Raw genomic sequence first — 25636 nt, 5'->3', positions numbered from 1 at the left:
CTTCAAAGACCATGGGAGGCTGGATCAACCTTCGAAAAAATATGCTCCCAGTAGAGGTTTGCCAGTTCCTCCTGGCTATCCACCTGGGCTACCCTGGCTGCCCAGTCCGACAGGATCGGACGAAACGCGTCCAGCATGGCCTTTGCGTCTTCGAGCCCGTAGCGCTCTTCGTACTGTTTCGCCAGGGTTTCCATATCTGCGGCGATAAAGTCACTAGTTGCTTTCACCAGCGATTCGTCAGCTTCGTGAAAGCGCGCGCCCTCCTCACGGACCAGCTCAAAGCTTTTCTCGGCAGCGCCAACGTATGTCCACGAAATAGCAGCATTACCTTCTGCAGCACCCCTGAGCAACAGCGCTCTTTCTTCATTGGATAGTGACCGCCAGACATCCTCATTGGTCTGGAAGGAGGCAAAGGGAAACACGCCGCCAGGCACCGCCATCGTCAGATCCGTCACCAGGCCAACCAGTCCGAAGTTCTGGATTTCAGGACTGGAGAGGGCAATACAGTCCACGATGCCCTGGGAAATGGCTTCCCGCATTTCGTTGGCAGACATTGTGACAGGCGTAGCGCCCATAGCCTCCGACCAGCGTGCGAAGTTACCGGCCCCGACCCGGACCCGCTTGCCACCGACATCCTCCAGTGACATAACAGGCTCATCACACATCAGGCCATAGGCCGTGCCTGCCGCATGTCCCAGATAGACCTGGTTCTGCTGTTCAAACCGGTCGATACACTCGGGGCAGTGAAACATCATGAATTCTGACAGGGCCGCTCCGAACGCAACGCCCTCTTTCCCGGCCTCCAGCTCTTCCTCCAGCGTCAACAGCATGGAAGACTCCGCCAGCAGGTTAATGGGGGGAAACTCACCGGCGTGGTATGGGGTCAGAATCAGGCCCATATCAGCAATGCCGTCCCGGATTCCGGATGACATCTCCGCAAAACTCAGCAGGGACAATGGGAAGACCTTTACCGTAAGGTCGCCGCCGGACAACTCCACCACCTTGTCAGCGTAGAACTCGAGGGCTTCATGGGCCGGTGTCCCGGGGGGCGCGCCCAGTGCATAGTTGAGCTCACGGGCGTCAGCAACAGAGGACATCAACACTGCCGAAGCCAGCGTGGCCATTGAAAGGATTCCGGTGCGGTTTCTTGTTTTCATTGTTTGCTCCTCATGATCATCACCCATTCCGGGCAATTATCTGGCAGGCTTGCCAGATGGTCTCAGCGAGCCATGCCATAGAACTCGGCATTGGGTCGCATGGCGGTGTGGGCGGCGAGGCGGTTGGACATGGCGAACAGGCCGGTGATGGCACCGATGTCCCAGATTTCATCCTGGGAGAAACCCGCCTGCTCCAGCGCACGGATATCGCTCTCTCCCACCAGCCAGGGGGTCTGGGCAAGCTTGACGGCATAGTCCAGCATGGCGCGCTGTCGGTCGCTGATTTCAGCATCCCGGTAATTGGCAGCCACCTGGTCTGACAGCCAGGGCTGTTTTGAACGAATCCGCAGGAAGGCACCGTGGGATACCATGCAATACAGGCACTGATTGGTGCTGCTGGTGGCTACCACGATCATTTCCCGCTCCGCCCGGCTCAGGCCCTCATCGGATTCCATCAGGTCATCATGCATGGCCAGGAAAGCCCGCAGCTGGTTCGGACGGTGGGCATGGCCAAGGAACACATTGGGGATGAAGCCCATTTTTTCCTGCAGGGTTTCGATGCGCGTGCGCAGGTCCTCCGGCAGGGTGGAAACATCAGGAATCGGGAAGCGGGAAATGGGGTGGCGCTCAGACATGGCAGGGTCTCCGGATTATGGGAATACCTGCCACGCTAGTCCACCCTGTACCACAAGTCTTGTGTGAGGTGGCTACCCGCGCGTTACTCTCCGGACCAGAGGTTTCGGGACAGCATCGGCCACCGGTCTTCAAACTCAGCCGACGGCAGGCGGGTGAAGCCGGAGCGTACGAACCGCTGGATGCGCCCCTCAATGAAGGTCATCAGCCAGTCGGCGCCGCGGGGCGCGCTGGGCTGGGGGCGCATTCCCTGGCGGATCTCCCCTTCCTTGAGAATCTGGCGGGCCTGGGTTTCCAGGCGCTCGAAGAACTGGCTCGCCCGTTTGCGGAGAGCCTCGTTCTCGCCACTGAGGGCCTCGCCGGTCAGCACCCGGCAAAGCCCCGGGTTGCGTTCGGCGAATACCAGTACCAGCCGGACAAGCTGTTTCAGGCGCATCTGCACATCCTCCTGCTCCTGGAGGATCAACTGGCAGCGGGAAAACACCGTGTCCTCGGCGAAGTCCACCAGCGCCTCAAACATCTTGCGCTTGCTGGGAAAATGCCGGTACAGCGCCGCCTCAGTGACGCCCACCGCCCGGGCCAGGCCGGCGGTGGTGATACGGGCCCCCGGATCCGTCTCGAGGATTTCCACCAGGGCCTGGAGGATGGCTTCCTTGCGACTGGGCTTGGGATTGGTCATGACAGGACTGCACTGCTCTGTTATTGGGTGACTGGTCCGGAGTGGCCCTTCCTTCAGAAAAACGTGCCGTCAATGGGCGATGACGCACTGGCGTAGGCCTTCTTCGGCATGCGACCCGCCAGGTAAGCTTCGCGGCCGGACTCGATGGCCAGTTTCATGGCCCTGGCCATGCGGATCGGGTCCTGGGCCTGGGCGATGGCAGTGTTCATCAGTACCCCGTCGCAACCCAGCTCCATGGCAATGGTGGCATCGGATGCGGTGCCGACCCCGGCATCCACCAGCACCGGCACATTGGCGTTCTCGACAATCTGGCGGATGTTGTAGCGGTTCTGGATCCCCAGCCCAGAGCCAATGGGCGCGCCCAGGGGCATGATGGCGATGCAACCCATCTCTTCCAGGCGCTTTGCCAGCAGCGGGTCGTCCGAACAATACACCATGACCTGGAAGCCGTCGTTGATCAGTTCCTCGGCGGCCACCAGGGTTTCTGTCATGTTGGGATAGAGCGTCTTCTCTTCCCCAAGTACTTCCAGCTTCACCAGGTCGTGGCCGTCAAGCAGCTCCCGGGCCAGCTTGCAGGTGCGTACCGCGTCTTTCGCGGTAAAGCAGCCGGCAGTGTTCGGCAGGATGGTGTAGCTTTCCGGCGAAATCACATCGAGAAGGTTGGGCTCGTCCGGGTTCTGGCCCAGGTTGGTGCGGCGCACGGCGACGGTCACAATTTCGGCGCCACTGGCTTCGATAGCGTGGCCGGTTTCCATCAGGTCCCGGTATTTACCGGTGCCCACCAGCAGTCGGGAGCGGTAAATACGGCCAGCGATTTCCAGGGGTCTGTCTTCCGGCAGTTGGATAGGGTTCTGGTCAGTCATTGGAATCCTTGGAGGTCTGGTAAGGCTGCACGAACGGGGAGCGGCCGGGCATCAGCCGCCGCCGATGGCGTGGACGATCTCGACCCGGTCACCTTCATGCAGCCGGAATTCATTATGCTGACTGCGGGGCACGATATCCTCGTTCACCTCCACCGCCAGGCGCTTTCCGGTCAGGCCAAGTTCATCAATCAGGGTCTGCAGGGTATACGGATCCGGAAGTTCACGGGATTCCCCGTTGAGCATGACATTCATAACGGACTCACTTACGAACAGGACGACGCATCGCGGCTGCCACTACCATGGCCCAGCCCACCATGAAACAGACGCCTCCCAGAGGCGTTACCGGGCCAACCCAGCGGATTTCCGTCAGCACCAGCAGATAGAGACTGCCACTGAACAGTAAGGTGCCCGCCAGAAAAAAGCCCGCTGCGACGCCCAGCAGGCGGCGTGACAGGCCGGTGGCGGCAAGCAGCGCAACCAGCACCAGCGCAATGGCATGGTACATCTGATAGGTGACGGCCGTCTGGAAAACTTCAAGGCCCCGTTCACTGACCATCCCGCGCAAACCGTGGGCGCCAAAGGCTCCGGCCATGACCGCAAGCAGGGCCAGTAGCGCCCCGCCGGCCAGCCAGGTCCGTTCCACGGCAGCAACCAGCCGACTCTCAGCAGTCACAATGAATCCTCTCGCCAGTATCCAGGTTCATAACCGTCAGCTTGCCCCCCCAGACACAGCCGGTGTCCAGGCCGATGTAGCGGTCACTGCCGGTTTCCCCTTCCAGCGCCGCCCAGTGTCCGAAAATGACACGGACATCATCGGGTCGCGGATAGCTGAACCACGGGGCGTAACCCGCAGGAGCATTGCCGGCGGCTTCCTTGGTGGCCAGCTCCAGGGTGCCGTCAGCGGCAATAAACCGCATCCGGGTAAAGTAGTTGGTAATCATGCGCCAGCGATCCATACCCTGCAGGTCATCACGCCAGCACTCCGGGTAGTTGCCGTACATTTCACGGAAGTAGTCTTCCACATCTGCCCCCCGCAGAACTGCTTCCAGCTCCCGTGCCAGGGCAACACCCTTGTCGACACTCCAGATATGGGGCAGCCCGGCATGGGCCATGACAAAATTCCGCCGGCTGTCATGAACGCAGATGTTCTGTTGCAGCAGCCAGTTGAGCAGGTCGTCATGATCAGGTGCATCGAGAATGTCGTGCAGGGTGTCCTTCTTCTTCACCCCGTGGCCACCCAGGGCCACGGCCAGCAGGTGCAGGTCGTGGTTGCCCAGCACCACCACCGCGGAACTGCCAAGATTACGGATGTAGCGCAGGCTTTCCAGGGAGGACGGCCCCCGGTTGATAATATCCCCGGCCACCCAGAGCCGGTCCCTGGAGGGGGAGAAGTCCACCTTGTCGAGAACATCCAGCAGTCGCTCGTAACAACCCTGGATATCACCAATGGCATAGTCAGTCATGATCTGCCTCGTGTACGGTGTCGGCCTGGGGCCGGTTCTCCACCAGGAAATCGGCAATAGCGACGAACTCGGCCAGACTCAGGTTTTCAGGTCGCAGGCCGTCATTGATGCCCAGCGCCTGTAGTTCCTCAACGCTGATCAGATTACCAAGGGACTTCCGCAGGGTCTTGCGCCGTGCGCTGAATGCGGTTCGCACCACCATCTGCAGGGTGGCCAGGTCCCGGGCCGGGTGGGGAAGGCTGTCATGGGGGACCAGCCGGACGATGGCGGAATCCACTTTCGGCGCGGGCCGGAAAGCCCCGGGGCCCACCTCGAACAGGGGCTGAACCTTGCAGAAGTACTGGGCCATGATACCCAGGCGCCCGTAGTTGTTATCCCCCGGACCTGCGGCCAGACGCTGGACCACTTCTTTCTGCAGCATGAAGTGCATGTCTTTCACGACTCCCGACTGCTCCAGCAGGTGGAAGATCAGCGGCGTGGAGATGTTATAGGGCAGATTGCCCACGATACGCAGCGGCCCGTCCTGGGCCAGTTCGCTGAAATCGAATCTGAGGGCGTCCGCCTCATGGATGCGGAAATCGGGATAGTTGAAGAATTTCGTGCGCAGCACCGGGATAAGGTCCCGGTCCAGCTCCACAACCTGCAGGCGCGGATTGACCGCCAGTAACTCCTCCGTCAGCGCTCCCAGCCCCGGCCCGATTTCCACAATCTGGTCATCAGGTCTCGGGTTAATCGACCGGACGATACGCTCTATCACACCGGGATCATGTAGGAAGTTCTGCCCGAAGCGTTTACGGGCCTGGTGGCCGGCTTTGCTGCTCACTGACCCGCTCCTGTTGCTGACTGGTGTTCACGGCGATAACGGGCCATCTGTTCGCCCACGCGAATCGCCGTATGAAGGCTGCCGGCGTCCGCCTTGCCGGTGCCCGCCAGGTCCAGCGCTGTGCCATGGTCCACCGACGTCCGCACAATGGGCAGCCCGAGGGTAATATTCACCGCCCGGCCAAAGCCCTGAAACTTCAGTACCGGCAAGCCCTGGTCGTGATACATGGCCAACACCGCATCTGCATCATCCAGCCAGTGGGGCGTGAACAGAGTATCGGCCGGTAACGGCCCGGTCAGGTCCATGCCTTCGCGGCGCAGGCTGTCCAGGGTCGGCTCAATAACGTCGATCTCCTCCCGGCCGAGATGCCCCCCCTCCCCGGCATGGGGGTTGAGGCCTGCTACCAGGATGCGGGGCCGGGCAATACCAAAGAAGGTTTTCAGGTCCTGGTTCAGGATACGGGCCACCTGGGTGATACGCTCTGCGGTAATCGCCGCCGGCACATCCTTCAGGGGCAGGTGGGTAGTCACCAGGGCAACCCGCAGCTCTTCCGTGGCCAGCATCATGACGACCCGCTCCACACCACAGAGCTCCTGCAGAAACTCGGTATGGCCACTGAAGGCAATACCGGCCTCGTTGATCACCCCCTTGTGAACCGGGGCCGTAACCATGCCGTCGAAGGTGCCATCCAGGCAACCCCGGGCTGCAATAGTCAGTGTGTCCAGGACATACTGGCTGTTCCCCGGGTCCAGCCTGCCTGCGGTGGTATCCGCAATACCGGCCACATCCAGTACCGACAACTCACCTGCCCCGGTCAGGACCCGGCCCCCCGGTTGCCAGGCATGCAACCCCACGTCGAGGCCCAGCAGGGCCTTCCTGTGTTCCAGCAGTTTCAGATTGGCTACCACAACCACCTGCTGCGAGCGCGTTTCGGTGGCCAGTTGCAGGCAGAGTTCAGGACCGATGCCGGCAGGCTCACCCGCTGTCAGTGCCAGAGTGACCGGGGCGGTCATGAGTTCTTGATCTCCACATAGGCCTCGTCACGGATTTCCCGCAACCAGTTCTGCAGTTCCGTCTCGTACTTGCGGCGATACAGGGCCTGCTGGGCCTCAGACCGACGCACCTGGTCACTGACGTCCTGATCACGACGTTCCTGGACCTCCAGGATGTGCCAGCCGAACCGGGACCGGAACGGGCGGGTCACCTCGCCCACCTGCGCGTTCATCATCGTCTCTTCGAAAGCCGGCACCATCTGCCCCGGGCTGACCCAGCCCAGGTTGCCGCCATCAGAGCCGGAACCCGGGTCATCCGAGAACTCCCGCGCCAGGGCGGCAAAGTCCGCGCCGTCCTGAAGTTGCTGGTATAGCTCGTTGATCTGCTGCTCTGCACGGGCGTCGGAGACCACTTCGGTGGTACGTACCAGGATATGGCGCACCCTGGCCTGCTCAATCACGTTGCGGGCTTCGCCACCACGGCGATCCAGCACCTGCACAATGTGGAAACCGCTGCCGCTCTGCAGCACTTCGGAAGGCTGGTTCACCGGCAACTCAGGGACAACGTCAGTTACCAGGGAGGGCAGGTCAGACCGGCTGCGCCAGCCCATAACACCCCCTTCAAGGGCATTGCTGGCATCGGATTCAGCAACCGCGGCGGACTGGAAGTCGCGACCGTCGGCAATCTCCTGACGCAGCCGTTCCGCCTTCTCACGGGCCCTGGCCACTTCCTCATCGTCGGAGAAATTGTCCACGGACACCAGGATATGACCCAGCTGGTATTCCGTCGTGGTATCCGCGTCGCCACCCTCTTGTTGCAGGTGATTGTCCACTTCCCTGTCGGTGACCCGTACCCGACTGTCGACCCGTCGTTGCTGAACACGACTGACCAGCATTTCCCGACGGATCTGCTCCCGGGCTTCCTGGTAGGTAACGCCTTCGGCCGCCAGCTGGTTCTCGAACTCCTGCACCGTCATGTTGTTGCTCTGGGCGATGCGGCCGATGGTTTCATTCAGCTCGTTGTCGCTGACCCTCATACCCATGTTGTCAGCCATCTGCAGCTGGATGTTCTCGGTAATCAGCTGGTCCAGCACCCGCTCCTCCAGTACCTGGCGCGGTGGCAGCCCGGTCCCCTGGGCCTGCAGCCTGGAGCGGATGGTATTTACCCGGGCATCCAGTTCCGACTGGAGGATCACCCCGTCGTCAACAATGGCGATAACCCGGTCCAGCAGCTGCCGTTCCGCCTGGGCGCTGGTTGCCAGCAGCAGCATTGCCGCCACCAGCCACGTCTTGAATCCTGTCAGGCCACGGTTTGCCTGCATATGTACCTCGTTCATGGGTTGATGTTCTGTGTACCGAAGCGTCGGCGCTCCCGCTCGTCGTAGCCCAGGAAAGCATCAGACAGGGTACTGCTGGTACCTCCTGAGCCGCCCAGTCCCTTGAGCTGTATCTGGAAGACTATGCGGTTATCCATCTCCCCTTCGGTCTCGTCACTGTCGCCGGTCAGGTACCTCTGGTTGACCAGCTGGAAGCTCCAGCAGCAGTTGTTGTACTCGAACCCTGCCAGTGTACCTACGGTCTGCTCCAGCTGTGAATCGTAGACCCACCGGCCAATCAGGCTGATGTTGTCTGTGACCGGGAAAATGGCGCCCAGATCCATCTGCTCAAAGCGGTCGTCGGGGTTATCTCCCCTGGAGTAGGTGTGCCCTGCACTGACCAGATAGCGATAATCCGGCGAGTGGTAGGCCAGCACACTGCGACCTTCCTGGGTATGGTTCTCGCGGGGATCCCACAGTCCCGACACCCGGATATCCAGCGTATCCAGCGGGCGCAGCACCGCCTCGCCGGCGTAGGGAGATTCGCTGCGGGTTTCCGCACCGCGTCCGAACAGGGTGACCTCACGGTCATCATGGTAATACACCTGCCCCACGCTGAAGCGGGCGCTCTCGACCCCGGTTACCATATCGTTGAAACGACTGGTCAGGGCCACCACGGTCTGGTTGGCATCACCAATACGGTCGCCGCCGACAAACCGGTTCGGCTGGAACAGGTTATCGAAGCGGAACGAGCGCAGGCCCGCATCAAAGTTGGGGATGTAGTTCTGGTCTTCCTCGGCGTCCGCCCAGGCATGGTACAGGCGCGGTTCCAGTGACTGGTTGTAGCTGCGGCCAAACAGACTGGTCTCACGATCCAGATAGATACCGCTGTCCCATTCGGCCACGGGCACGGTACGGTCGAAAGAGCTGTCGCCCAGCTCATAGTCATCCAGTTCGTACCAGGTCTGGTCAACGCTGACCGACGGCCGGACGTATCCCCAGATTGTCCTCAGCGGCAGCGCCACTTCTGGCACCGCACGGGTTCGCTGCCCGACGGCGCGGTCAAGACCGGTAAGGCTGATATTGTCCCGGTCGAACCAGGTGTACTGGCTTTCGATACCAACCTCCAGCGGCCCCAAAGGAGCAACCGCGCCGTAAAGTATCTCCGGCAACTGATCGTAGGGAACATTGCGGTCGGCCACGGTGTCAGTGATCGTCTGGTAGCCTGACAGATAGGCCTCGAACAGCTGCCACTCATCCTGGTAGCGGATTCCTCCACGCCGGCGCAGGTGGGTCGCATTGCCAATATCCAGTGTCTGGTTCAGATCACTCAGGTAATCATCGTCCGATACCGCCGCGTAATCCACATACCCGTTCCAGCCACTGCCGAAATTGGCCCGGGTCTGGAAGTCCACCCCCCAGCGCTTGCCGGATTCTCCGGGAAACTCACGTTCGTATTCGCTGTCGTCATCAATAAAGCCCACCCGCAGGACGGACTCGCCCAGCTCGCTCAGGTAACGGCCTTCCACCTCATTGAACAGCCCCCGGCCGTGAATGTACTGGGGGTAAAGCGTGGCATCGTAGTGGGGTGCCAGGTTCAGGTAGTAAGGCGCAGACAGGTACATACCGCTGCCTGCATTCGAGGTACCGAACGTGGGGTACAGGAACCCGGTCTTGCGCCGGTCATCGATCGGGAAACTCGCCCAGGGCCAGTAGAACACCGGCACATCCCTGACCTGCAGCCGGATATTGCTGGCGGTACCAAAGCCCTCGGCCTGATTCAGGCGGATGTCTGAGGCCACCAGGGACCAGTCGTTACGATCCGGGGCGCAGGTGGTCAGATAACCCTGTTCGATCTCGATAACCTGGTTTTCCGGACGGCGAATCTGTGACGCCTGGCCCCGCATTTCTGATTCATGGAACAGGAACGTGGCGTCGTCAATGGTGAAAAATCCGGAGTTTACGTCATAACGGGCCTGCTGCCCGGTCAATAACATGCCGGAACTGCGACTGGTCATGGGCCCGGCAATATCCACCTGCCCGGCCACCTGGTCATACACGGCTTCGTTTCCGGTCATGGCCATACCGGCCTGGTCGAGGCGCACATCGCCCTGAAGCTGCAGGCGGGTATCCATTTCATAACGTGCTGACAGGGCGCTGGCGTTCACCGGTGCGCCAGCCTCCGGCGAGCCCTCTACAGTAGCCACGGGCGGCTGCAGATAGCCTCCGTCACAGAAGCGGGGCAACCGGTCCCGGACATCCGCAGGCAGTTCCGACCGCGGGCGCCAGTCCATCTCTGCCGCAGTGGAGGACTGGGCCAGCGCAGGCACGGCAAGGGTGAACAGGCCAAAACCGGCGAGCAATGCAGTCAACGGCCTGGGCCGTGCCGCGACAACGAACTGTGTCAGGCCAGTAATTCTGGCGTATTGATCTTGTGGCACCGGATCGGGATCCTGTTGATGATCGGCGTGGCAAGGCAGAGCGCCCGGCAAACTGGGGGCTAGTTTACACGGCTGAGTGAGGCTTGTTAACGCGCCAGGCCGATGGTTCCATAGTCCTGCTGCAAAGGTATACTCTGCCTTGCATGGGTCCGGGTGTACCGCAGCGATTCATGCCAATGGACCGGACACCGTACAATCTGACCAAAAGGCACCGAAAGCATGGACATTCGCCTGGAGAAACTCACCACCTGGGTCCACCGGCACCCGGGCTTTGAACGAGCCCACCTGACGCCGGTGAGTGGCGATGCCAGTTTTCGCCGTTACTTCAGGGCCAACGGCAAATCCGGCACCGGCAAGGCCATCACCGCGATCGTCATGGACGCCCCCCCGGAGCATGAGGACTGCCACCCGTTCGTTGCCCTGGCACGACACTGGCACCAGCATGGCGTATCGGTGCCCGAAGTCTACGCTGAAGATCTGGAACAGGGTTTTCTGTTACTGGAAGACTTTGGCGACCGGCTGATGCTGGGTCGCCTCAACGGCGTCACCGCCGACGAGCTCTACGGCGAAGCCATGGCCGAGCTGATCCGCATACAACAGGTGCCCTCCGGCGGCGATTACACGCTGCCACCCTATGATGAGGCGCTGCTGGACCGGGAGATGAACCTGTTCCCGGACTGGCTGCTGGAAGGTCTGCTGCAGATGGAACTCGCCAATGGCGAACGCTGCATGCTGGAAACCACCTTTGCCTTCCTGAAGGAAAGCGCACTCGCCCAGCCCCGGGTTCCGGTTCACCGGGACTATCATTCCCGCAACCTGCTGGTACGCCATGACACCCCGGTGCCCGGAGTCATCGACTTCCAGGATGCGGTGGAAGGCCCCATTACCTATGACATCGTCTCCCTGCTCAAGGACTGCTATATCGAATGGCCGGCCGCGCGACGCAACAGCTGGCTGGAAGATTTCCGCATCCTGGGCAAGGAAGCCGGCCTCCACCAGGCCGATAGCGATACCTTCCGCCAGTGGTTCGAGCTGATGGGCATGCAGCGCCACCTGAAAGCTGCCGGTATCTTTGCGCGGCTGTACCTGAGGGATGGCAAAAGCGGCTACCTCGCCGATATTCCCCGTACCGTGAACTACCTGGTGGAGGCGAGCCGGCCACTGCCGGCCCTGCGCCACTTTCATCAATGGCTGACGGACGATGTGGTACCTGCCATTCACCACAAGCTCGGCACTGCACCGGACCACCCCACCGGAGCCCCCCGTCTGTGAAGGCGATGATTCTGGCAGCCGGCAAGGGTGAGCGCATGCGCCCCCTGACCCTGCACACGCCCAAGCCACTGCTGAGGGCCGGGGGCGAGCCATTGATTGTTCACCACATCCGCAAGCTGCGGGCAGCGGGCTTCCGGGAGCTGGTCATCAACCATGCCTGGCTGGGCGAACAGCTGGAGCAGGCGCTGGGCAACGGGGAAGCTCTTGGTGTCTCCATTTCGTGGTCCCCGGAAGGCGTCCCCCTGGAAACCGCAGGCGGCATTATTCAGGCGTTACCCCTGCTTGATGCGGATGAAGGCTGGTTCGCCGTTATCAACGGGGATATCTGGCACGACCTGGACCTGCGCCAGCTGAGGCCCCCCCGGCAGGGCCGCGCCATGCTGGTGCTGACCGACAATCCGCCCCACCACCCGGAAGGCGATTTCGCCCTGGACGCCAATGGCCAGGTGCGGGACACCGGTAGCGACCGCCTGACCTTCACCGGTATCAGCCTGCTGCACACATCCCTGTTCGAGGGCTTGCGCCCCGGTGCCCGCAGGCTGGCGCCGGTTCTGCGTGAGGCCATGGCTCGTGGCGAAGTCTACGGCCTGCATCACCGTGGCCACTGGATGGATATCGGCACCCCCGAACGACTGGCAGAACTCGACCGACTGCTGGCACAATCCCGGCAGGCGTGAAGGCATCATGAGCGGACGTGACCCTCAACACCTGCAACCGCGCACCCAGGCCCTGCTGGAAGAGCTGGTGTCTGACTTTATCGCGTGCCGTCACCGTCCCAGCGAACTGATCAGCCGCCACCGGGTCGGACGAGGGGCCCGCAACGCACTTTTTTACTGCCTGGGCTACCTGGCAAAAGCTGATGGTCGCGTCACCGAAGACGACATCCGCTTTGCCGAGCACCTGATGACCGGCCTGGCACTGCCCCCCCGACAGCGCAGCAAGGCCATACGGCGCTTCCATCAGGGCCGTGACAGTGCGGAGCTTTCCGCACTGAAACTGACCGGATTCCGGCTGCTGGGCCCCTGGCCCCAGCATACGAGCCTGCTCATTGGCCTGTGCGTGTGTCATGGTGCCCAGCTATTCGGTGCACCCGGAAAACCCCGCCGCTATCGCTGCGAAGATGCCTTCTACCAGCTGGGTCTCCCGCTGGCAGCCATGGACCGCATTTTCCGGCTGTACCGGCAGGAAGTCTGGATCAGCGCCCCACCGCCGAAGCCGGAGACCCTGCAGGACGCCTACCACATCCTCGGTGTCCAGGCCGGCGACAGCTTTGCCCATATCAAGCGCCGCTACCGCCGTGAGGTTTCCCGCTATCACCCGGACAAACTTAGCGACGAACTGACGAGTGCAGAAAGGACCCACGCCCGGGACCAGCTGCTGCGATTGCAGCAGGCCTGGGAAGTGATCAAGCGCCGGGAACGCCTGACCCGCTGAAACCCACTTTTACCTGTCACAAAACATAACGCACCGGCGCTGGCTTTTTATCCGGGCGGCCACCAGAATCACCTGCAAAGCGTGATGCAGATCTCATTTCGTTACCCATCCCGGGCGCCATTGATGCAAGACATTATCCATCGCAACCACGTGCAGATTCTCGGTGAAGGTGACCACACCCTGGTGCTGGCCCACGGTTTTGGCTGCGACCAGCTCATCTGGCAACCGGTAGCGGAAGCGCTTGCACCGGACTTTCGTCTGGTGCTGTTTGACCTCACAGGCTGCGGCCGCTCCGACCTCCGCGCCTGGAACCGTGACCGCCACGCTTCCCTTCATGGCTACGCCGAAGACCTGATTGAAGTGCTTGCCGCCACTACCCGTGCGCCCGCCACCCTGGTTGGTCATTCCGTATCCGGTGTCATCGGCATGCTGGCGGCACGAAAGGCTCCGGAACGATTCCGCCAGATCGTCGCCATCGGTCCCTCACCCCGTTACGTCAATGACCCGCCGGATTACCACGGCGGCTTTGAGGAAAGCGATATCCATGCCCTTCTGAACATGATGGAGCATAATTATTTTGAGTGGGCCGGTTACCTGTCCCCCCTTGCCATGGCCAACAGCCATCGACCGGAACTCGCAGACAGGCTGCGCCGCAGCTTCGCCGCGGCAGACCCGGTGATTTCACGCAAATTCGCCGAGGCCACCTTTTTCACTGATATCCGGGATCTGCTGTCGTCCGTTCCCGTACCGGTGGACATCCTTTACACAGAGCAGGATGTGATCGTGCCGCCAGAGGTAGTGCATTACCTTGCCAGGCACCTTCCGGACTGCCGTATCACCAGGCTGAACGCCACCGGTCACTACCCCCACATGAGCAATCCCGGGGCGGTGGTAGAGGGCATCCTGGCCAGCCTTCGTACGGGGCCGGCCACCGGGCCCCTGGAGACCTGAGCCATGCCCTCTGCCCCGGCTGACATTAACCAGCTCCCCTGTGGCCTGCTGAGCCTACAGACGGACGGGGTTATTCTCTGGATCAACAGTACCCTGGCCCGCTGGCTGGAATTCGAACCCGGGGAGCTGATCGGCGCCCATATCGACGAACTCCTGTCTCCCGCTGCACGCATGTTCTACCTGACCAGCCTGCTGCCGTTACTGCAGCACCAGGGCCACGCAAGCGAAGTCTACCTGCGGCTTCGCAACCGCAACGGTATCGACATGCCGATGCTGATCAACGGCGACGTTAACGACGACAAGGGAGCCGTGCGCTACGACCTGTCGGTGATGGCCATCCACAAGCGCCATGTGTTCGAAGAGCAACTGCTGTCAGCCCGGCAGACGGCGGAACAGGCAGTAGCCGAACAGGAAAAGGCCTACGCCGAACTGGAGCAGGTTCGGCAGGCGCTGGAAGCGAAGCAGGACGAGTTACTGGCCCTGAACCGCAAGCTCGAGCACATGGCTACCACCGACGCCCTGACCGGCCTGGCTAACCGACGGGTATTCGAGCGCACCCTGAGTCACCAGCTGGCTGTACTGAAGCGCAACCGGAGACCGGTATCCCTGGTGCTCATCGACGTGGACCACTTCAAAAAGATCAACGACACCCATGGCCACCAGGATGGCGACAGGGCGCTCAAGGCGGTGGCCAGCGCGCTGACGGAAAACATTCGTGAGATCGACGTAGCAGCGCGGGTTGGCGGGGAAGAGTTCGTCATCATCATGCCGGATACCCACCAGGCCGAGGCCGCCGAAGCAGGCGAGCGGTTGCGGGAACGCGTCGCAGCACTCACCGGCACACCCGCGCCGGTAACCATCAGTGTCGGTGTCGCCGAGGCCATACCCGGGGAAGAGGCAAGCGACCTGTTTGGCCGTGCGGACCGCGCCCTTTTCGAAGCCAAGACCGGCGGTCGCAACCAGCTGTTCCAGGCCGCGGCACCCGGCAACCCCTGAACCGTCAGTCCCCGTCAGCCCAGCCCGCCAGGCGACTGGCTATGGCCCCCGCAGACTCGCCGCCCCCAAACGGCACTTTCAACGCCCTGTAACCCTTAACGCCGGCCCGGCGGAACGCAGCCTGCCGCACCGGCCCCGCTGACGAACGGGATGGGTACATGTCCAGCAGCCTGACGTTCGCACCCCTCAGTTCTGATACCAACTCATCCGGCGTCCGTTCGCCAAACTCGGGGGCGACCCAGGCCACTGCGGACACAGCGTCCTGCGCCCCGGGCAGAAAATCATTGATCGCCGCTGCACCCCGGCCCACCCCCACCAGCACAACCGGGGAATAGTCCCGCTCGGTGAACCATGCAACGGCAGCTTCCAGCCGGGCGTTCATTTCGTCCCGGTGGGCCTCCAGCAGCTCCTCGGCGGCCTGATCATTCACATCGATCATCACCGGCTGACCCTCCGGCGAGCTCCCGCCGGGACGCGTTGCGCCTGGCACCAACTCCCGCTGACGGGCCAGTTGCAGTGCAGGGCTGACCTGATCGTTCCCCATGGACATGGCCGCCCAGCCAGCTTCCGTGAGGCGGCGACGCAAACCCTCGATCAGCACATGATTGGCGGTCTGCCCCTCGTCCGCCAGGATCACCATCGCCCCCTCAGGTGTGTCAGTTGCTTCCCGCTCCACCAGCGCCAGGGCCCGGGGTGCGCCGTCCGGTTCAAGCCAGACAGCCAGGTGGGGATAGCGCTGGGCGAGTCTGCCGGAATCACCGGCAGAACGAATAAAATAGCGCTCGGTGGCGTTGCCCGCCGTATCCTGCGAAGCATCTTCACCGGCAGTGGTGTTGGTATTGCCAGATTCGCCGGCCGGAGCCTCATCCTGTGCGATGGCCGGGCTGGCCAGGGAGAGGGCTGCAGCCACCAGGACCGCAAGCCATCGGGCTGTAATGAGATAATGCATTTCCGCAGAGGCCACGGACATTCCCCGTTCAGAGCTGTTAGAATAACGTCCGTTTTCCACCGGACTCCCCGGTGCCCGACACCGACATCCGGCAGCCGCCCGTGTAGGCGAGGATTGCCGGATCCGTTCAGGCAAGGTGTCGGAAAATCTTATCACAGGGAGCCTGGTGCCTCTTCCATGCCGGATTCAGCCGTTTGACGAGACCATCATGAAACAGCCCGCACTGATTGCACCGTCCATCCTCTCCGCCGATTTCGCCCGCCTGGGGGAAGAAGTGGATAACGTCCTGGCCGCCGGTGCCGACATCGTCCACTTTGATGTCATGGACAATCACTATGTGCCCAACCTCACCATCGGGCCCATGGTGTGCGAAGCCCTGCGCAAACACGGGATTACCGCGCCCATCGACGTGCACCTGATGGTATCCCCTGTGGACGACCTGATCCGCATGTTTATCGACGCCGGCGCCAGCTATATCACCTTCCACCCGGAAGCCAGCAACCACATCGACCGATCATTGCAACTGATCCGCGACGGCGGCTGCAAGGCCGGCCTGGTATTCAACCCGGCCACGCCCCTGAGCCACCTGGACTACGTAATGGACAAGGTGGACATCGTGTTGCTGATGTCCGTCAACCCGGGCTTCGGAGGCCAGAAATTCATTCCGGGCACCCTGGACAAGCTGCGGGAAGCCCGCAAGCGCATTGACGACAGTGGCCGCGAGATCCGCCTGGAAATCGACGGTGGTGTAAAAGCCGACAACATCCGGGAAATCGCGGAGGCCGGTGCCGACACCTTCGTGGCAGGTTCAGCCATCTTCAACACCGATGACTACAAGACCACCATCGACGCCATGCGCGCCGAGATCGGGAAAGCGGGATAACCATTACCGTGGAACCCAGACGACGCTTCACCTCCCTGTGGCCCGGCGTGGCCCTTTTCGACCTGGACGGCACCCTGGTAGACAGCGCTCCGGACCTGGCCGCAGCTATTGACGACATGCTGACCTCGCTGGGCAGACCTCCGGCCGGACAAGAGAAGGTTCGCCAATGGGTGGGCAACGGAGCGCAGATACTGGTACGCCGGGCGCTGACCGGCCGGGCAGACTGGGAAAACGGCGAACCCATTGACGAATCCCTGTTCCGGGACGCCAGCGAGCAGTTCTACCGCTCCTACGACACCCTCAACGGCAGCTGCTCCACGGTATTCGACGGGGTGGAATCCTGCCTGCAACGGCTGCAGGAGACCGAATGCCGGATGGCGGTGATCACCAACAAGCCGGAACGGTTCGTGCGCCCACTGCTGGAGCGAATGGGACTGGAACACTGGTTCGAAATGATCATCGGCGGCGATACCCTGGCGGTGAAGAAGCCCGACGCCGAACCCCTGCTGCTGGCCATGCGTACCCTGGGCGGCACCCCCGGCACCACGGTAATGATCGGCGACTCCCGGGCCGATGCCGAAGCCGCCCGCAACGCCGGCCTGCCCGCCGTTCTGGTCCGCTATGGCTACAACTATGGCCCGCCGGTGGATGAACTCGGAGCCGAGGTAGTTGTTGATTCGCTGACGGAGCTTTTGTAACCTCTCAAGGGTTTACCAAGATCCAACCGTACTTGATTTCGGGAGATTCCTGCCGTGCAGGGACTGAATCTGACTGCATCACGCGGGGTGCTGACAACCCGCGCAACACGATGGTGGCGATGGCGTACCGGCTGACAGGCCCGGCGACGCAACCGACCTGCGCGCCACAATAACAACGCTGCTGCCCGGCTGAACCGGGGGCAACCGCAGATCAGATTTCAGGACGACACCATGACACCCGAACAGTTCGACCGGCTGGCTAATGCTGGCTTCAACCGCATTCCTGTGTACCGCGAAGTTCTCGCGGACCTCGACACACCTCTGAGCACCTATCTCAAGCTCGCCAGCGGGCCATACTCCTACCTGTTCGAGTCGGTTCAGGGGGGGGAGAAATGGGGCCGTTACTCCATCATCGGCCTGCCCTGTCGGGAAGTGCTGAAGGTATACGGAGACAAAATTTCCGTTACCCGTGATGGCCAGGTGATCGAAGACGACGAGCGGGAAGACCCGCTGACCTTCGTTGAAGAGTACCAGGCCCGCTTCAATGCCCCGGACCTGGACGACCTGCCCCGCTTCAATGGCGGTCTGGTGGGTTACTTTGGTTACGACACCGTGCGCTATATCGAAAAGCGCCTGCGCAACACCTGCCCGCCGGACAAGATCGGCACGCCGGACATCCTGCTGATGGTGTCCGATGAAATCGTGGTGTTCGATAACCTCCGTGGCAAGCTACACCTCATTGTCCACGTGGACCCGGCCGAAGCCGGAGCCTATGACCGGGCCCTGGCCCGTATCGACGAACTGGAAGCCCGCCTGCACCGCCAGACTGCCAACGCCCCACGCACCCCGGAACATCTGCGGGGCAAGACGGTAGACGAGAGCGACTTCATCTCCGGCTTCACCCAGGACCGGTTCGAGGAAGCGGTAGACCGCATCAAGGGCTACGTACTGGACGGTGACGTCATGCAGACGGTGATCTCCCAGCGCATGACCATCCCCTTCGAGGCGCCCCCCCTGAACCTGTACCGGTCACTGCGGGTACTCAATCCGTCACCCTATATGTACTTCCTCGACCTGGAAGACTTCCACATCGTGGGCTCGTCCCCGGAGATCCTGGCAAGGGTGGAAGACGATGAAGTCACCGTGCGCCCCATCGCCGGCACCCGCAAACGAGGCGCCACCGACGCCGAGGACAGGGCGCTGGAGAAGGAACTGCTGGCAGACCCGAAAGAGATCGCCGAACACCTCATGCTCATTGATTTGGGCCGCAACGACGCCGGCCGCGTGTCCGAAACCGGCACGGTAAAGCTGACCGACAAGATGATCGTGGAGCGCTACTCCCACGTCATGCACATCGTCTCCAACGTCACCGGCCGCCTGAAGAAGGATACCTCCTGCCTGGACGTACTGCGCGCAACCCTGCCCGCCGGCACCCTGAGCGGTGCCCCAAAGATCCGGGCCATGGAGATTATCGATGAACTGGAACCGGTGAAACGGGGCGTCTACGGCGGCGCCGTGGGTTACCTGTCGTTCAATGGCAATATGGACACCGCCATCGCTATCCGCACCGCAGTCATCAGGGACAAGACCCTGCACATCCAGGCCGGGGCAGGCATCGTGGCAGATTCAGTACCACGCCTTGAGTGGAAAGAAACCATGAACAAGGGCCGTGCGATTTTCCGGGCCGTTGCCATGACCTACAACGACTACGACCACTGAGGCGGGGGACACAATCATGCTGCTGATGATCGACAACTACGACTCCTTCACCTACAACGTGGTGCAGTATCTGGCAGAGTTGGGAGCGGATGTCCAGGTTCACCGTAACGACGAGATTACGGTGGAGGAAATCGAGGCCCTGAACCCGGAGCGCCTGGTGATTTCGCCGGGACCCTGTACGCCCAACGAAGCCGGTATATCCATGGCCGCGATCCGCCACTTTGCGGGCAAGCTGCCGATTCTGGGTATCTGCCTTGGGCACCAGGCCATCGGTCAGGTCTATGGTGGGAATATTGTGCGCGCCGGCCAGGTGATGCACGGTAAGGTTTCACCGGTTTACCACTCCGATACTGGTGTTTTCCGGGGGTTGAGCAACCCATTGCAGGCAACGCGGTATCACAGTCTGGTGATCGAGAAAGAATCATTGCCGGACTGCCTGGAGGTAACGGCCTGGACCCGCAATGAGGACGGGTCCATTGAGGAGATTATGGGGGTTCGGCACAAGACGTTGCCCATTGAGGGGGTGCAGTTTCATCCTGAGTCTATTATGACTGAGGAGGGGCATGAGCTTTTACGGAACTTTTTGCGGTCTTAGAATCAGGCCTTTTGGCTGAGTGCCATGGCTCGGGTACCGGCCGGGGAGCGGTATCATTTTTCTGGACACGCCCACGAGCACGTCCATGTGGGGCTCGACGGCAGCCTCTCGATGCTAAATGCTCCTGCGTCGCATCGAGAGTCCAGGACTGGCCTTCCATGGCCAGCCCGTGAAGAGCGATGCTCTTCACCCATGGCTGCCGACGGTCTGGAAGAATAATCCCCCACCCCTCCCCTCCGAGTAGCCCGACAACTGCACCAGAAAGAGGATTTCTGATTAAACGCGTGCTAGGGCACAGTTCGGGTTATAGGTGCGTCTCGCTGACAGGCCCGTCGGACGGGGGGTGCAGGGGGCATTTTCGCAGCAGCGCCATGGATGGCGCAGAGCAAGGCGGGTGCCAGGGACGGCCCCTGAATTGCGGCGGAGAAAATGCCCCCTGCACCCACCGGCCAGGCACCCAAACCCGACGTCAACCCATACTCAAACCCACGTCAAAGTGCGGTAGCATCGACAGGCCAGGTACTGGACCAAGACGACAACCAAACACAGAGTAAAGAAACGAGAGGCCCACCAAACCATGGACATGAAAGAAGCCCTGAACCGAATCGCCTCCAACCTGGACCTGAGCCGGGAAGAAATGAAAGCGGTCATGCGCATTGTCATGAACGGTGAGGCCACCGACGCCCAGATTGGCGCCTTCCTGATGGGCCTGCGCCTCAAGAGCGAAACCATCGACGAAATCACCGGCGCCACCGAAGTCATGCGCGAACTGGCCACCGGCGTCCAGATCAACGCCGAACCCCTGGTCGATATCGTCGGCACCGGCGGCGATGGCGCCAACCTGTTTAACGTGTCCTCCGCCTCCGCCTTCGTGGTGGCCGCCGCCGGCGGTTACGTGGCCAAGCATGGTAACCGGGCCGTTTCCTCCAAAAGCGGCAGTGCCGACCTGATCGAAAAGGCCGGCATCAACCTCAACATGACACCGGAACAGGTCGCCCGCTGCGTAGAACAGATCGGCGTCGGCTTCATGTTTGCTCCCAGCCACCACGGCGCCATGAAACACGCCATCGGCCCCCGCAAGGAACTGGGCTGCCGGACCATCTTCAACATCCTCGGCCCCATGACCAACCCCGCCGGCGTCAAGCGACAACTGCTGGGCGTGTTCACCCCGGCCCTGTGTCGCCCAATGGCGGAGGTTCTCCAGAAGCTGGGCAGCGAACACATCATGGTGGTGTGCTCAAAGGATGGCCTCGACGAAATCAGCCTCGCCACCTCCACCCACGTGGCCGAACTCAAGGATGGCCAGATCACCGAATATGATGTCAACCCGGAAGACCTGGGCATCAAGAGCCAGTCGCTGGTGGGCCTCACCGTGGACACCTCCGAGGACTCCCTGAACCTGATCCGCGCTGCCTTCGGTCGTGGCCATGACGAAATGGCCGAGAAAGCCCGGGACATGATTGCCCTCAACGCCGGTGCGGCCATCTACATAGCCGGTCTGGCGACCACACCGAAGATGGGGGTGGAAATGGCACTGGATGCCATGGGCAGCGGACTGGCCGCCGGCAAGATGTCCGAGCTGGCTGACTTTTCACACTGTTTTGACTGAGCAGCCTGACACCATGACTGACCGACATAACGACCGGACCCCCACCATCCTCCGCAAGATCGTGGACCGCAAGTGGGAAGAAATCGAAGAGCGCAAGCGCTCCATCTCCCAGGCTGACCTCAGGGCCATGGCCGGCGACCAGCCGGATGCCCGGGGTTTTGCCCGGGCTATGGCCGACCGGATAGGCCAAAGGAAGCCCGCCGTCATCGCTGAGATCAAGAAGGCATCCCCCAGCAAGGGCATCCTGCGGGACCCGTTTGATCCGCCAGCCATCGCCCATAGCTACGAAGAGGGCGGCGCTACCTGTCTGTCGATTCTCACCGACCATGACTTCTTCCAGGGCCACGAGGATTACCTCAAAGCAGCCCGGGCCGCCTGCAGCCTTCCGGTGATCCGCAAGGACTTCATGGTAGCGCCGTATCAGGTTTACGAAAGCCGGGCCATCGGCGCTGACTGCATCCTGCTCATCGCCGCCTGTCTGACCAGGGACCAGATGCAGGAACTGGAAGGTATCGCCCAGGAAGTCGGGCTGGATGTACTGGTGGAAGTCCATGATGGCGACGAAATGGATGATGCCCTGACCCTCCGCACACCGCTGGTGGGCATCAACAACCGTAACCTGCATACCTTCGAGGTATCTCTGGACACCACCTTTGATTTGCACCAGCGCATTCCCGAAGATCGCCTCACCATCACCGAGAGCGGCATTGTGACCCGTGACGACGTCACCGCCATGACCGGGCGGGACATCTACGGCTTCCTGGTGGGAGAGTCCTTCATGCGGGCACCGGAGCCCGGCGAAAAGCTGAGGGAACTGTTCGACTGACCGTTCCTGAAGGAAACGAGGGGGCCTTTAGCCCCCCTCAAGCGCTTCCTTCAAAACCACCTGCAAGTGGGCTGGCATGGTGCCAGCCAACTGCAGCGCTGCCTCATGGGCCCGGGGTGTCATCTTCTCCCAGGTGCGGCGTACGATTCGCAGCCACTTCTCCTTGTCGAAGTCCGGGTTATCCTCATAGAAGTCCGCAAAATAGCGTTCCAGGAACACCATGCAGGCCACGTCCTCCAATAGCTGCGTGTCAGGGTCGTTACGCAGCTCCCGCTTGGTAAGGATAGTAGCAACCCGCTGGCACTCCGCTTCCGGATACCCGCACTGCGCCATGATTTCAGCAGCCCGCTCGCCATGAAAACGACCACAGGCCTGGCGCCACTGGTAATAGCCCTTGCGACCTTCCGGAAAATCCGCCCGGGGCCGGGTCCAGCGTTCGATGTGCTGGGCCCGGCAGGCTATCTGCATGCGTTCGGACGGCTGTGCTTCCAGGGCGAACAGCCAGCGGGTCATATGCAGGCTGTAGGCGTACTCCCGTGGCACCGTCTGGCCGTCCACACGTTCCATGTTGGGGTCCTGGCGGTTGGCCCGGTCGATGGCATCCAGGGCACAGGCCAGGCCAGTATCCTTTGTCATCATGCCATCAGACCTTTGCAGAGGGGCGTTCCTTCATATGGTCGTACCAGGCCTGCAGGTTCTTCTGCTCCGGGCTGATACGGATCTTCACCACCTTGGCAAAGTCCAGCACACACAGGGCGGTAATATCTGCGGCAGTGATGCTGTCGCCGTAGATGAACTTGCGTCCTTCCAGGTGTCGGTCCAGGAAGTCCATAAAGCCGGCAGCCTGCTTGCCGGCCTCTTCGCCCCATTCCGGAATCGGATTCATCCGGTCCTTGAAATAGCCGGTGCTGTGCTGGAAGCACATGCCGGTGGGCACGAAGAAGTAGTAGTCCAGCCACCGCTGCCACTGGTCCAGCTGGGCTTTCTCCAGCGGTGTGGTACCCATCAGGGGCGTCGTATCCGGGTACTGTTCCTCGAAATAGAGGCAAATGGACATGGTCTCCGCAATGCAGTTGCCGTCATCCAGCTGCATCACCGGCACCTTCTTCATGGGGTTCATGGCCTGGAACTCCGGGGTCAGGTTCTCCCCTTTCTGCAGATCCACTTGCACAAATTCCACCTTGTCCAGCAGACCCTTTTCCGCCAGGAACATGCGCACTCGCCGGGGGTTGGGGGCAGTTTTGGTCTCGAAAATCTTCATGGGTGACGGCACCTCGGATGTTGTTATGAATAAACAGGTAACACAGGGGGTAAGGTTGCCGTCACAGATTGTCCTGTTGGCGAAGTTCCGTCAAGAGCGCAGCCTCACCCCACACCCCGGCGTCTGCTGACTTGTAGCATTACCCGATATTAACTGGAGTTAATTGAGGCATGTTAGTTGCCGGTCAGGGTAAGGAAGGTTCGACCGGGCTTTCGACAGGCCTGTTTGGCAGCTCACAACCGAGTTGCCTGATCACCCACTGCGGATCATCCAGCGGCAGGTCATGACCTGCATCCGGGTGGACCAGCAGCGGCCAGCTCCAGCGATCGGCCAGGCGGCGGCTGCACTGCCAGTTAACAATGCGATCTCCGGCACTGGCCAGCAGCAGGGCCCGGGCCGCTGGAGCGGAGGAGCCGGGACGGTAGCGGGCCGCTGCACGGAGCTGGGCAAGGGTGGTGCGCAGGCTGACAGGCCGGCGCCGCTGGATTTCGAACCAGCGCCTTTGCAGGGTGTCGGTTACCGGGCGGTTGGAGGTCAGCTCGAGTATGGCCCGCTCCCGCTTCTGTACATCCCGCTGCCACATCAGCGCCAGGACCCGCCCCAGGGTTTCCGGTTTCATGCGCTGCCAGGGCGGACTGAAACCGGTGCTGGCATTGACCAGCACCAGCTGCCGGACACGGTCCGGAGCAGCCTGCGCCCAGTCCAGGGCCACCATTCCGCCCATGGACAGTCCCAGCAGCCCGATTGGACCCGTGATGGGCTCCGCGCTGGCCTGCACTTTCCGGCGGATGCCGGCAATCGTGGCGGGGGAAACCTCATGGAAATGTTCGCCGGTACCAGGCAGGTCGAGGACATGAAACCGGTGCCGTGGAAACGCCTCCTCCAGCCGCTCCCGGAAGTCGCCCCAATGCGCTCTTTCCCGGGTCAGGCCCCGCAGCAGGATCCAGTTCATGGCGCAGTCCCCGGAAAGCATGGACTCAGGCTTCCCGGTACCAGTGGGTAAGCGCCGCTTCCCGCAGCGTCCGGGCCTGTTCCCCGGTTGGCAACCAGTTACCGTGGCTGACCGCAGCATGAACGAGAAAGTCCATCAGCAACAGGTGACTGCGAAGCACCCGCTGATGGCGGTGGGGCACCAGCGGGTTGAAGAAGCCTTCCATGCGGAACAGTTGACGAGGGCGTTTTCGCAGCCAGCGCCACGAGCCCATCTCCAGGGTCAGGGGAATGAAGGTGCCCTTTCCCTGGCGATTCACCTGCTTGTAAAAGTAATCCCACAGATCCCCGTGGGTCAGATAGTGGGCCGACTGGGGCTCGAACACGTAGCGGTGGTTGGGGTAGGCCTGCTCCCAGAGCAGCTTCAGGGCCATTACCGAGTCAATGCGACGCATCGGGCGACGGCGGTAGGCGTAGGGGAACCAGATCTGGTCCTGCCACCCAAAGCCCGAATGGCAGTCCAGGGCCAGGCTGAACGGCCGCCCCGGAAGCATCTCGTCAATCACCGATTTCAGGGCTTCACCCTCCGGCTCCATGCCCTGTTCAGGCTCACCGGTGTACCAGGGCAGCCGTGGCGAGAGCCTCTGCCCCCCGAGAAGGAAGGTGCTTTCACCCTGGGCCATGATCGGCGCATTGCGCATCAGGTCCACGCCGGATGGGTTGGCCCGCTGGTTCAGGAACATGCCGCCAGGGTTGAGAATGGGCAGCGCAACAATACGGACCCGAGTGAGCAGCTCGTTCAACGGCTCATCCCAGCGCAGTTTGGCCAGCAGACTGTCGAGCCAGGCAATGACCACCTGCGCTCCGATGCGTTCCAGCCCGTGGACACCGCCCACCAGCAAAACCACCGGTGCGTCCTCGGCCTGACTGCCGATATCAATGCGGTAAACCGGCAGAACCAGGTCCCGGACCTCTACCCGGGTCAGTACGCGGCTCTGGATGCCCTCCGGGGCTTCCGCCAGCAGGCGCTCCAGCTGGACCAGTTCCGGCAGGAAGGTGCGGATGGTCCGCCGCTGGTGATTGCTGCGGCGCTGTTTTTCCGCAGCGATATCCCGATGGTGGGTCAGCTGTTTCAGCTCGGTCACG

27 protein-coding genes are annotated in these 25636 nt (G+C 61.7%); 11 read left to right on the top strand and 16 right to left on the bottom strand.

Translation table 11 applies throughout. The features are described from left to right. Positions 1-2: 2 nt before the first annotated feature. From ACESMZ_RS00850 to ACESMZ_RS00800, 11 genes are all read right to left on the bottom strand, one after another. Positions 3-1157: a C4-dicarboxylate TRAP transporter substrate-binding protein gene (locus ACESMZ_RS00850; RefSeq protein WP_372956209.1), complete on the bottom strand. Its 1155-nt coding sequence runs from the start codon at positions 1155-1157 to the stop codon at positions 3-5. 62 nt (positions 1158-1219) lie between these two features. Then, complete coding sequence (locus tag ACESMZ_RS00845; protein WP_372956208.1) at positions 1220-1792, bottom strand: peroxidase-related enzyme; 573 nt, start codon at positions 1790-1792, stop codon at positions 1220-1222. Positions 1793-1875: 83 nt separating this feature from the next. Then, positions 1876-2469, bottom strand: a complete 594-nt coding sequence (gene slmA, locus ACESMZ_RS00840) for a nucleoid occlusion factor SlmA (protein WP_372956207.1) — start codon at positions 2467-2469, stop codon at positions 1876-1878. Between the two features lie 53 nt (positions 2470-2522). After that, positions 2523-3332 carry a thiazole synthase gene (locus ACESMZ_RS00835; RefSeq protein ID WP_372956206.1) on the bottom strand — a complete coding sequence of 270 codons (810 nt, stop codon included), beginning with the start codon at positions 3330-3332 and terminating at the stop codon, positions 2523-2525. A gap of 51 nt (positions 3333-3383) precedes the next feature. Further along, a complete protein-coding gene (gene thiS, locus ACESMZ_RS00830; protein WP_372956205.1) occupies positions 3384-3584 on the bottom strand; it encodes a sulfur carrier protein ThiS in 201 nt (66 codons plus the stop codon). A gap of 7 nt (positions 3585-3591) precedes the next feature. Further along, positions 3592-3924: a DUF423 domain-containing protein gene (locus ACESMZ_RS00825; protein WP_372956266.1), complete on the bottom strand. Its 333-nt coding sequence runs from the start codon at positions 3922-3924 to the stop codon at positions 3592-3594. Positions 3925-3994: 70 nt separating this feature from the next. Continuing rightward, a complete protein-coding gene (locus tag ACESMZ_RS00820) occupies positions 3995-4795 on the bottom strand; it encodes a symmetrical bis(5'-nucleosyl)-tetraphosphatase (protein ID WP_372956204.1) in 801 nt (266 codons plus the stop codon). Further along, positions 4788-5618, bottom strand: coding sequence for a 16S rRNA (adenine(1518)-N(6)/adenine(1519)-N(6))-dimethyltransferase RsmA (gene rsmA, locus ACESMZ_RS00815; RefSeq protein ID WP_372956203.1), 831 nt, complete (start codon positions 5616-5618; stop codon positions 4788-4790). The genes ACESMZ_RS00820 and rsmA overlap by 8 nt, the downstream gene beginning before the upstream one ends. Then, positions 5615-6631: a 4-hydroxythreonine-4-phosphate dehydrogenase PdxA gene (pdxA, locus tag ACESMZ_RS00810; RefSeq protein ID WP_372972071.1), complete on the bottom strand. Its 1017-nt coding sequence runs from the start codon at positions 6629-6631 to the stop codon at positions 5615-5617. The genes rsmA and pdxA overlap by 4 nt, the downstream gene beginning before the upstream one ends. Beyond that, positions 6628-7947 carry a peptidylprolyl isomerase gene (locus ACESMZ_RS00805; protein ID WP_372956201.1) on the bottom strand — a complete coding sequence of 440 codons (1320 nt, stop codon included), beginning with the start codon at positions 7945-7947 and terminating at the stop codon, positions 6628-6630. Before ACESMZ_RS00805 ends, pdxA begins: the two co-directional genes overlap by 4 nt. Further along, positions 7944-10220: an LPS-assembly protein LptD gene (locus ACESMZ_RS00800; protein WP_372956265.1), complete on the bottom strand. Its 2277-nt coding sequence runs from the start codon at positions 10218-10220 to the stop codon at positions 7944-7946. Before ACESMZ_RS00800 ends, ACESMZ_RS00805 begins: the two co-directional genes overlap by 4 nt. Positions 10221-10586: 366 nt before the next feature. On the opposite strand from ACESMZ_RS00800, the gene ACESMZ_RS00795 reads away from it, so the two are divergent. The 5 genes from ACESMZ_RS00795 (at position 10587) to ACESMZ_RS00775 (ending at position 15020) form a co-directional block, all read left to right on the top strand. Then, entirely contained in the window at positions 10587-11639 is a 1053-nt protein-coding gene (locus ACESMZ_RS00795; protein WP_372956200.1) for an aminoglycoside phosphotransferase family protein, read from the top strand. Continuing rightward, complete coding sequence (gene murU, locus ACESMZ_RS00790; protein ID WP_372956199.1) at positions 11636-12316, top strand: N-acetylmuramate alpha-1-phosphate uridylyltransferase MurU; 681 nt, start codon at positions 11636-11638, stop codon at positions 12314-12316. Before ACESMZ_RS00795 ends, murU begins: the two co-directional genes overlap by 4 nt. A gap of 7 nt (positions 12317-12323) precedes the next feature. Further along, positions 12324-13073, top strand: coding sequence for a DnaJ domain-containing protein (locus tag ACESMZ_RS00785; protein ID WP_372956198.1), 750 nt, complete (start codon positions 12324-12326; stop codon positions 13071-13073). Between the two features lie 123 nt (positions 13074-13196). Beyond that, on the top strand, positions 13197-14024 hold the full coding sequence (locus ACESMZ_RS00780) for an alpha/beta fold hydrolase (protein WP_372956197.1): 828 nt from the start codon (positions 13197-13199) through the stop codon (positions 14022-14024). Positions 14025-14027: 3 nt separating this feature from the next. Next, complete coding sequence (locus ACESMZ_RS00775) at positions 14028-15020, top strand: GGDEF domain-containing protein (protein ID WP_372956196.1); 993 nt, start codon at positions 14028-14030, stop codon at positions 15018-15020. A 4-nt stretch (positions 15021-15024) separates the two neighbouring features. Here ACESMZ_RS00775 and ACESMZ_RS00770 read toward each other — a convergent pair whose 3' ends face one another. Continuing rightward, a complete protein-coding gene (locus ACESMZ_RS00770) occupies positions 15025-15984 on the bottom strand; it encodes a DUF3530 family protein (RefSeq protein WP_372956195.1) in 960 nt (319 codons plus the stop codon). A gap of 193 nt (positions 15985-16177) precedes the next feature. Between ACESMZ_RS00770 and rpe the strand changes: the two genes are divergently transcribed. The 6 genes from rpe (at position 16178) to trpC (ending at position 22299) form a co-directional block, all read left to right on the top strand. After that, complete coding sequence (gene rpe, locus ACESMZ_RS00765) at positions 16178-16852, top strand: ribulose-phosphate 3-epimerase (protein WP_372972070.1); 675 nt, start codon at positions 16178-16180, stop codon at positions 16850-16852. 8 nt (positions 16853-16860) lie between these two features. Further along, positions 16861-17550: a phosphoglycolate phosphatase gene (locus ACESMZ_RS00760; protein WP_372956193.1), complete on the top strand. Its 690-nt coding sequence runs from the start codon at positions 16861-16863 to the stop codon at positions 17548-17550. Positions 17551-17781: 231 nt separating this feature from the next. After that, positions 17782-19269, top strand: a complete 1488-nt coding sequence (gene trpE, locus ACESMZ_RS00755; RefSeq protein ID WP_372956192.1) for an anthranilate synthase component I — start codon at positions 17782-17784, stop codon at positions 19267-19269. 16 nt (positions 19270-19285) lie between these two features. Then, complete coding sequence (locus ACESMZ_RS00750; RefSeq protein ID WP_372972069.1) at positions 19286-19864, top strand: aminodeoxychorismate/anthranilate synthase component II; 579 nt, start codon at positions 19286-19288, stop codon at positions 19862-19864. Between the two features lie 577 nt (positions 19865-20441). Next, positions 20442-21473: an anthranilate phosphoribosyltransferase gene (gene trpD, locus ACESMZ_RS00745; RefSeq protein ID WP_372956190.1), complete on the top strand. Its 1032-nt coding sequence runs from the start codon at positions 20442-20444 to the stop codon at positions 21471-21473. A 13-nt stretch (positions 21474-21486) separates the two neighbouring features. Further along, complete coding sequence (trpC, locus tag ACESMZ_RS00740; protein WP_372956189.1) at positions 21487-22299, top strand: indole-3-glycerol phosphate synthase TrpC; 813 nt, start codon at positions 21487-21489, stop codon at positions 22297-22299. 27 nt (positions 22300-22326) lie between these two features. On the opposite strand, the gene ACESMZ_RS00735 is transcribed toward trpC, so the two are convergent. From ACESMZ_RS00735 to ACESMZ_RS00720, 4 genes are all read right to left on the bottom strand, one after another. Then, a complete protein-coding gene (locus tag ACESMZ_RS00735; protein ID WP_372956188.1) occupies positions 22327-22938 on the bottom strand; it encodes a DUF4202 domain-containing protein in 612 nt (203 codons plus the stop codon). Between the two features lie 4 nt (positions 22939-22942). Continuing rightward, on the bottom strand, positions 22943-23560 hold the full coding sequence (locus ACESMZ_RS00730) for a glutathione S-transferase family protein (protein ID WP_372956187.1): 618 nt from the start codon (positions 23558-23560) through the stop codon (positions 22943-22945). Between the two features lie 184 nt (positions 23561-23744). Then, positions 23745-24512, bottom strand: coding sequence for an alpha/beta fold hydrolase (locus ACESMZ_RS00725; protein WP_372956186.1), 768 nt, complete (start codon positions 24510-24512; stop codon positions 23745-23747). Between the two features lie 25 nt (positions 24513-24537). Next, positions 24538-25635, bottom strand: a complete 1098-nt coding sequence (locus ACESMZ_RS00720) for a M14 family zinc carboxypeptidase (protein WP_372956185.1) — start codon at positions 25633-25635, stop codon at positions 24538-24540. Position 25636 lies beyond the last annotated feature (1 nt).

Origin of the sequence: Marinobacter sp., assembly GCF_041690615.1 — a bacterium.
Lineage (GTDB): Bacteria > Pseudomonadota > Gammaproteobacteria > Pseudomonadales > Oleiphilaceae > Marinobacter.
The sequence above is the reverse complement of the archived record's forward strand: the minus strand, read 5'-3'. Positions and strand labels throughout refer to the sequence as shown.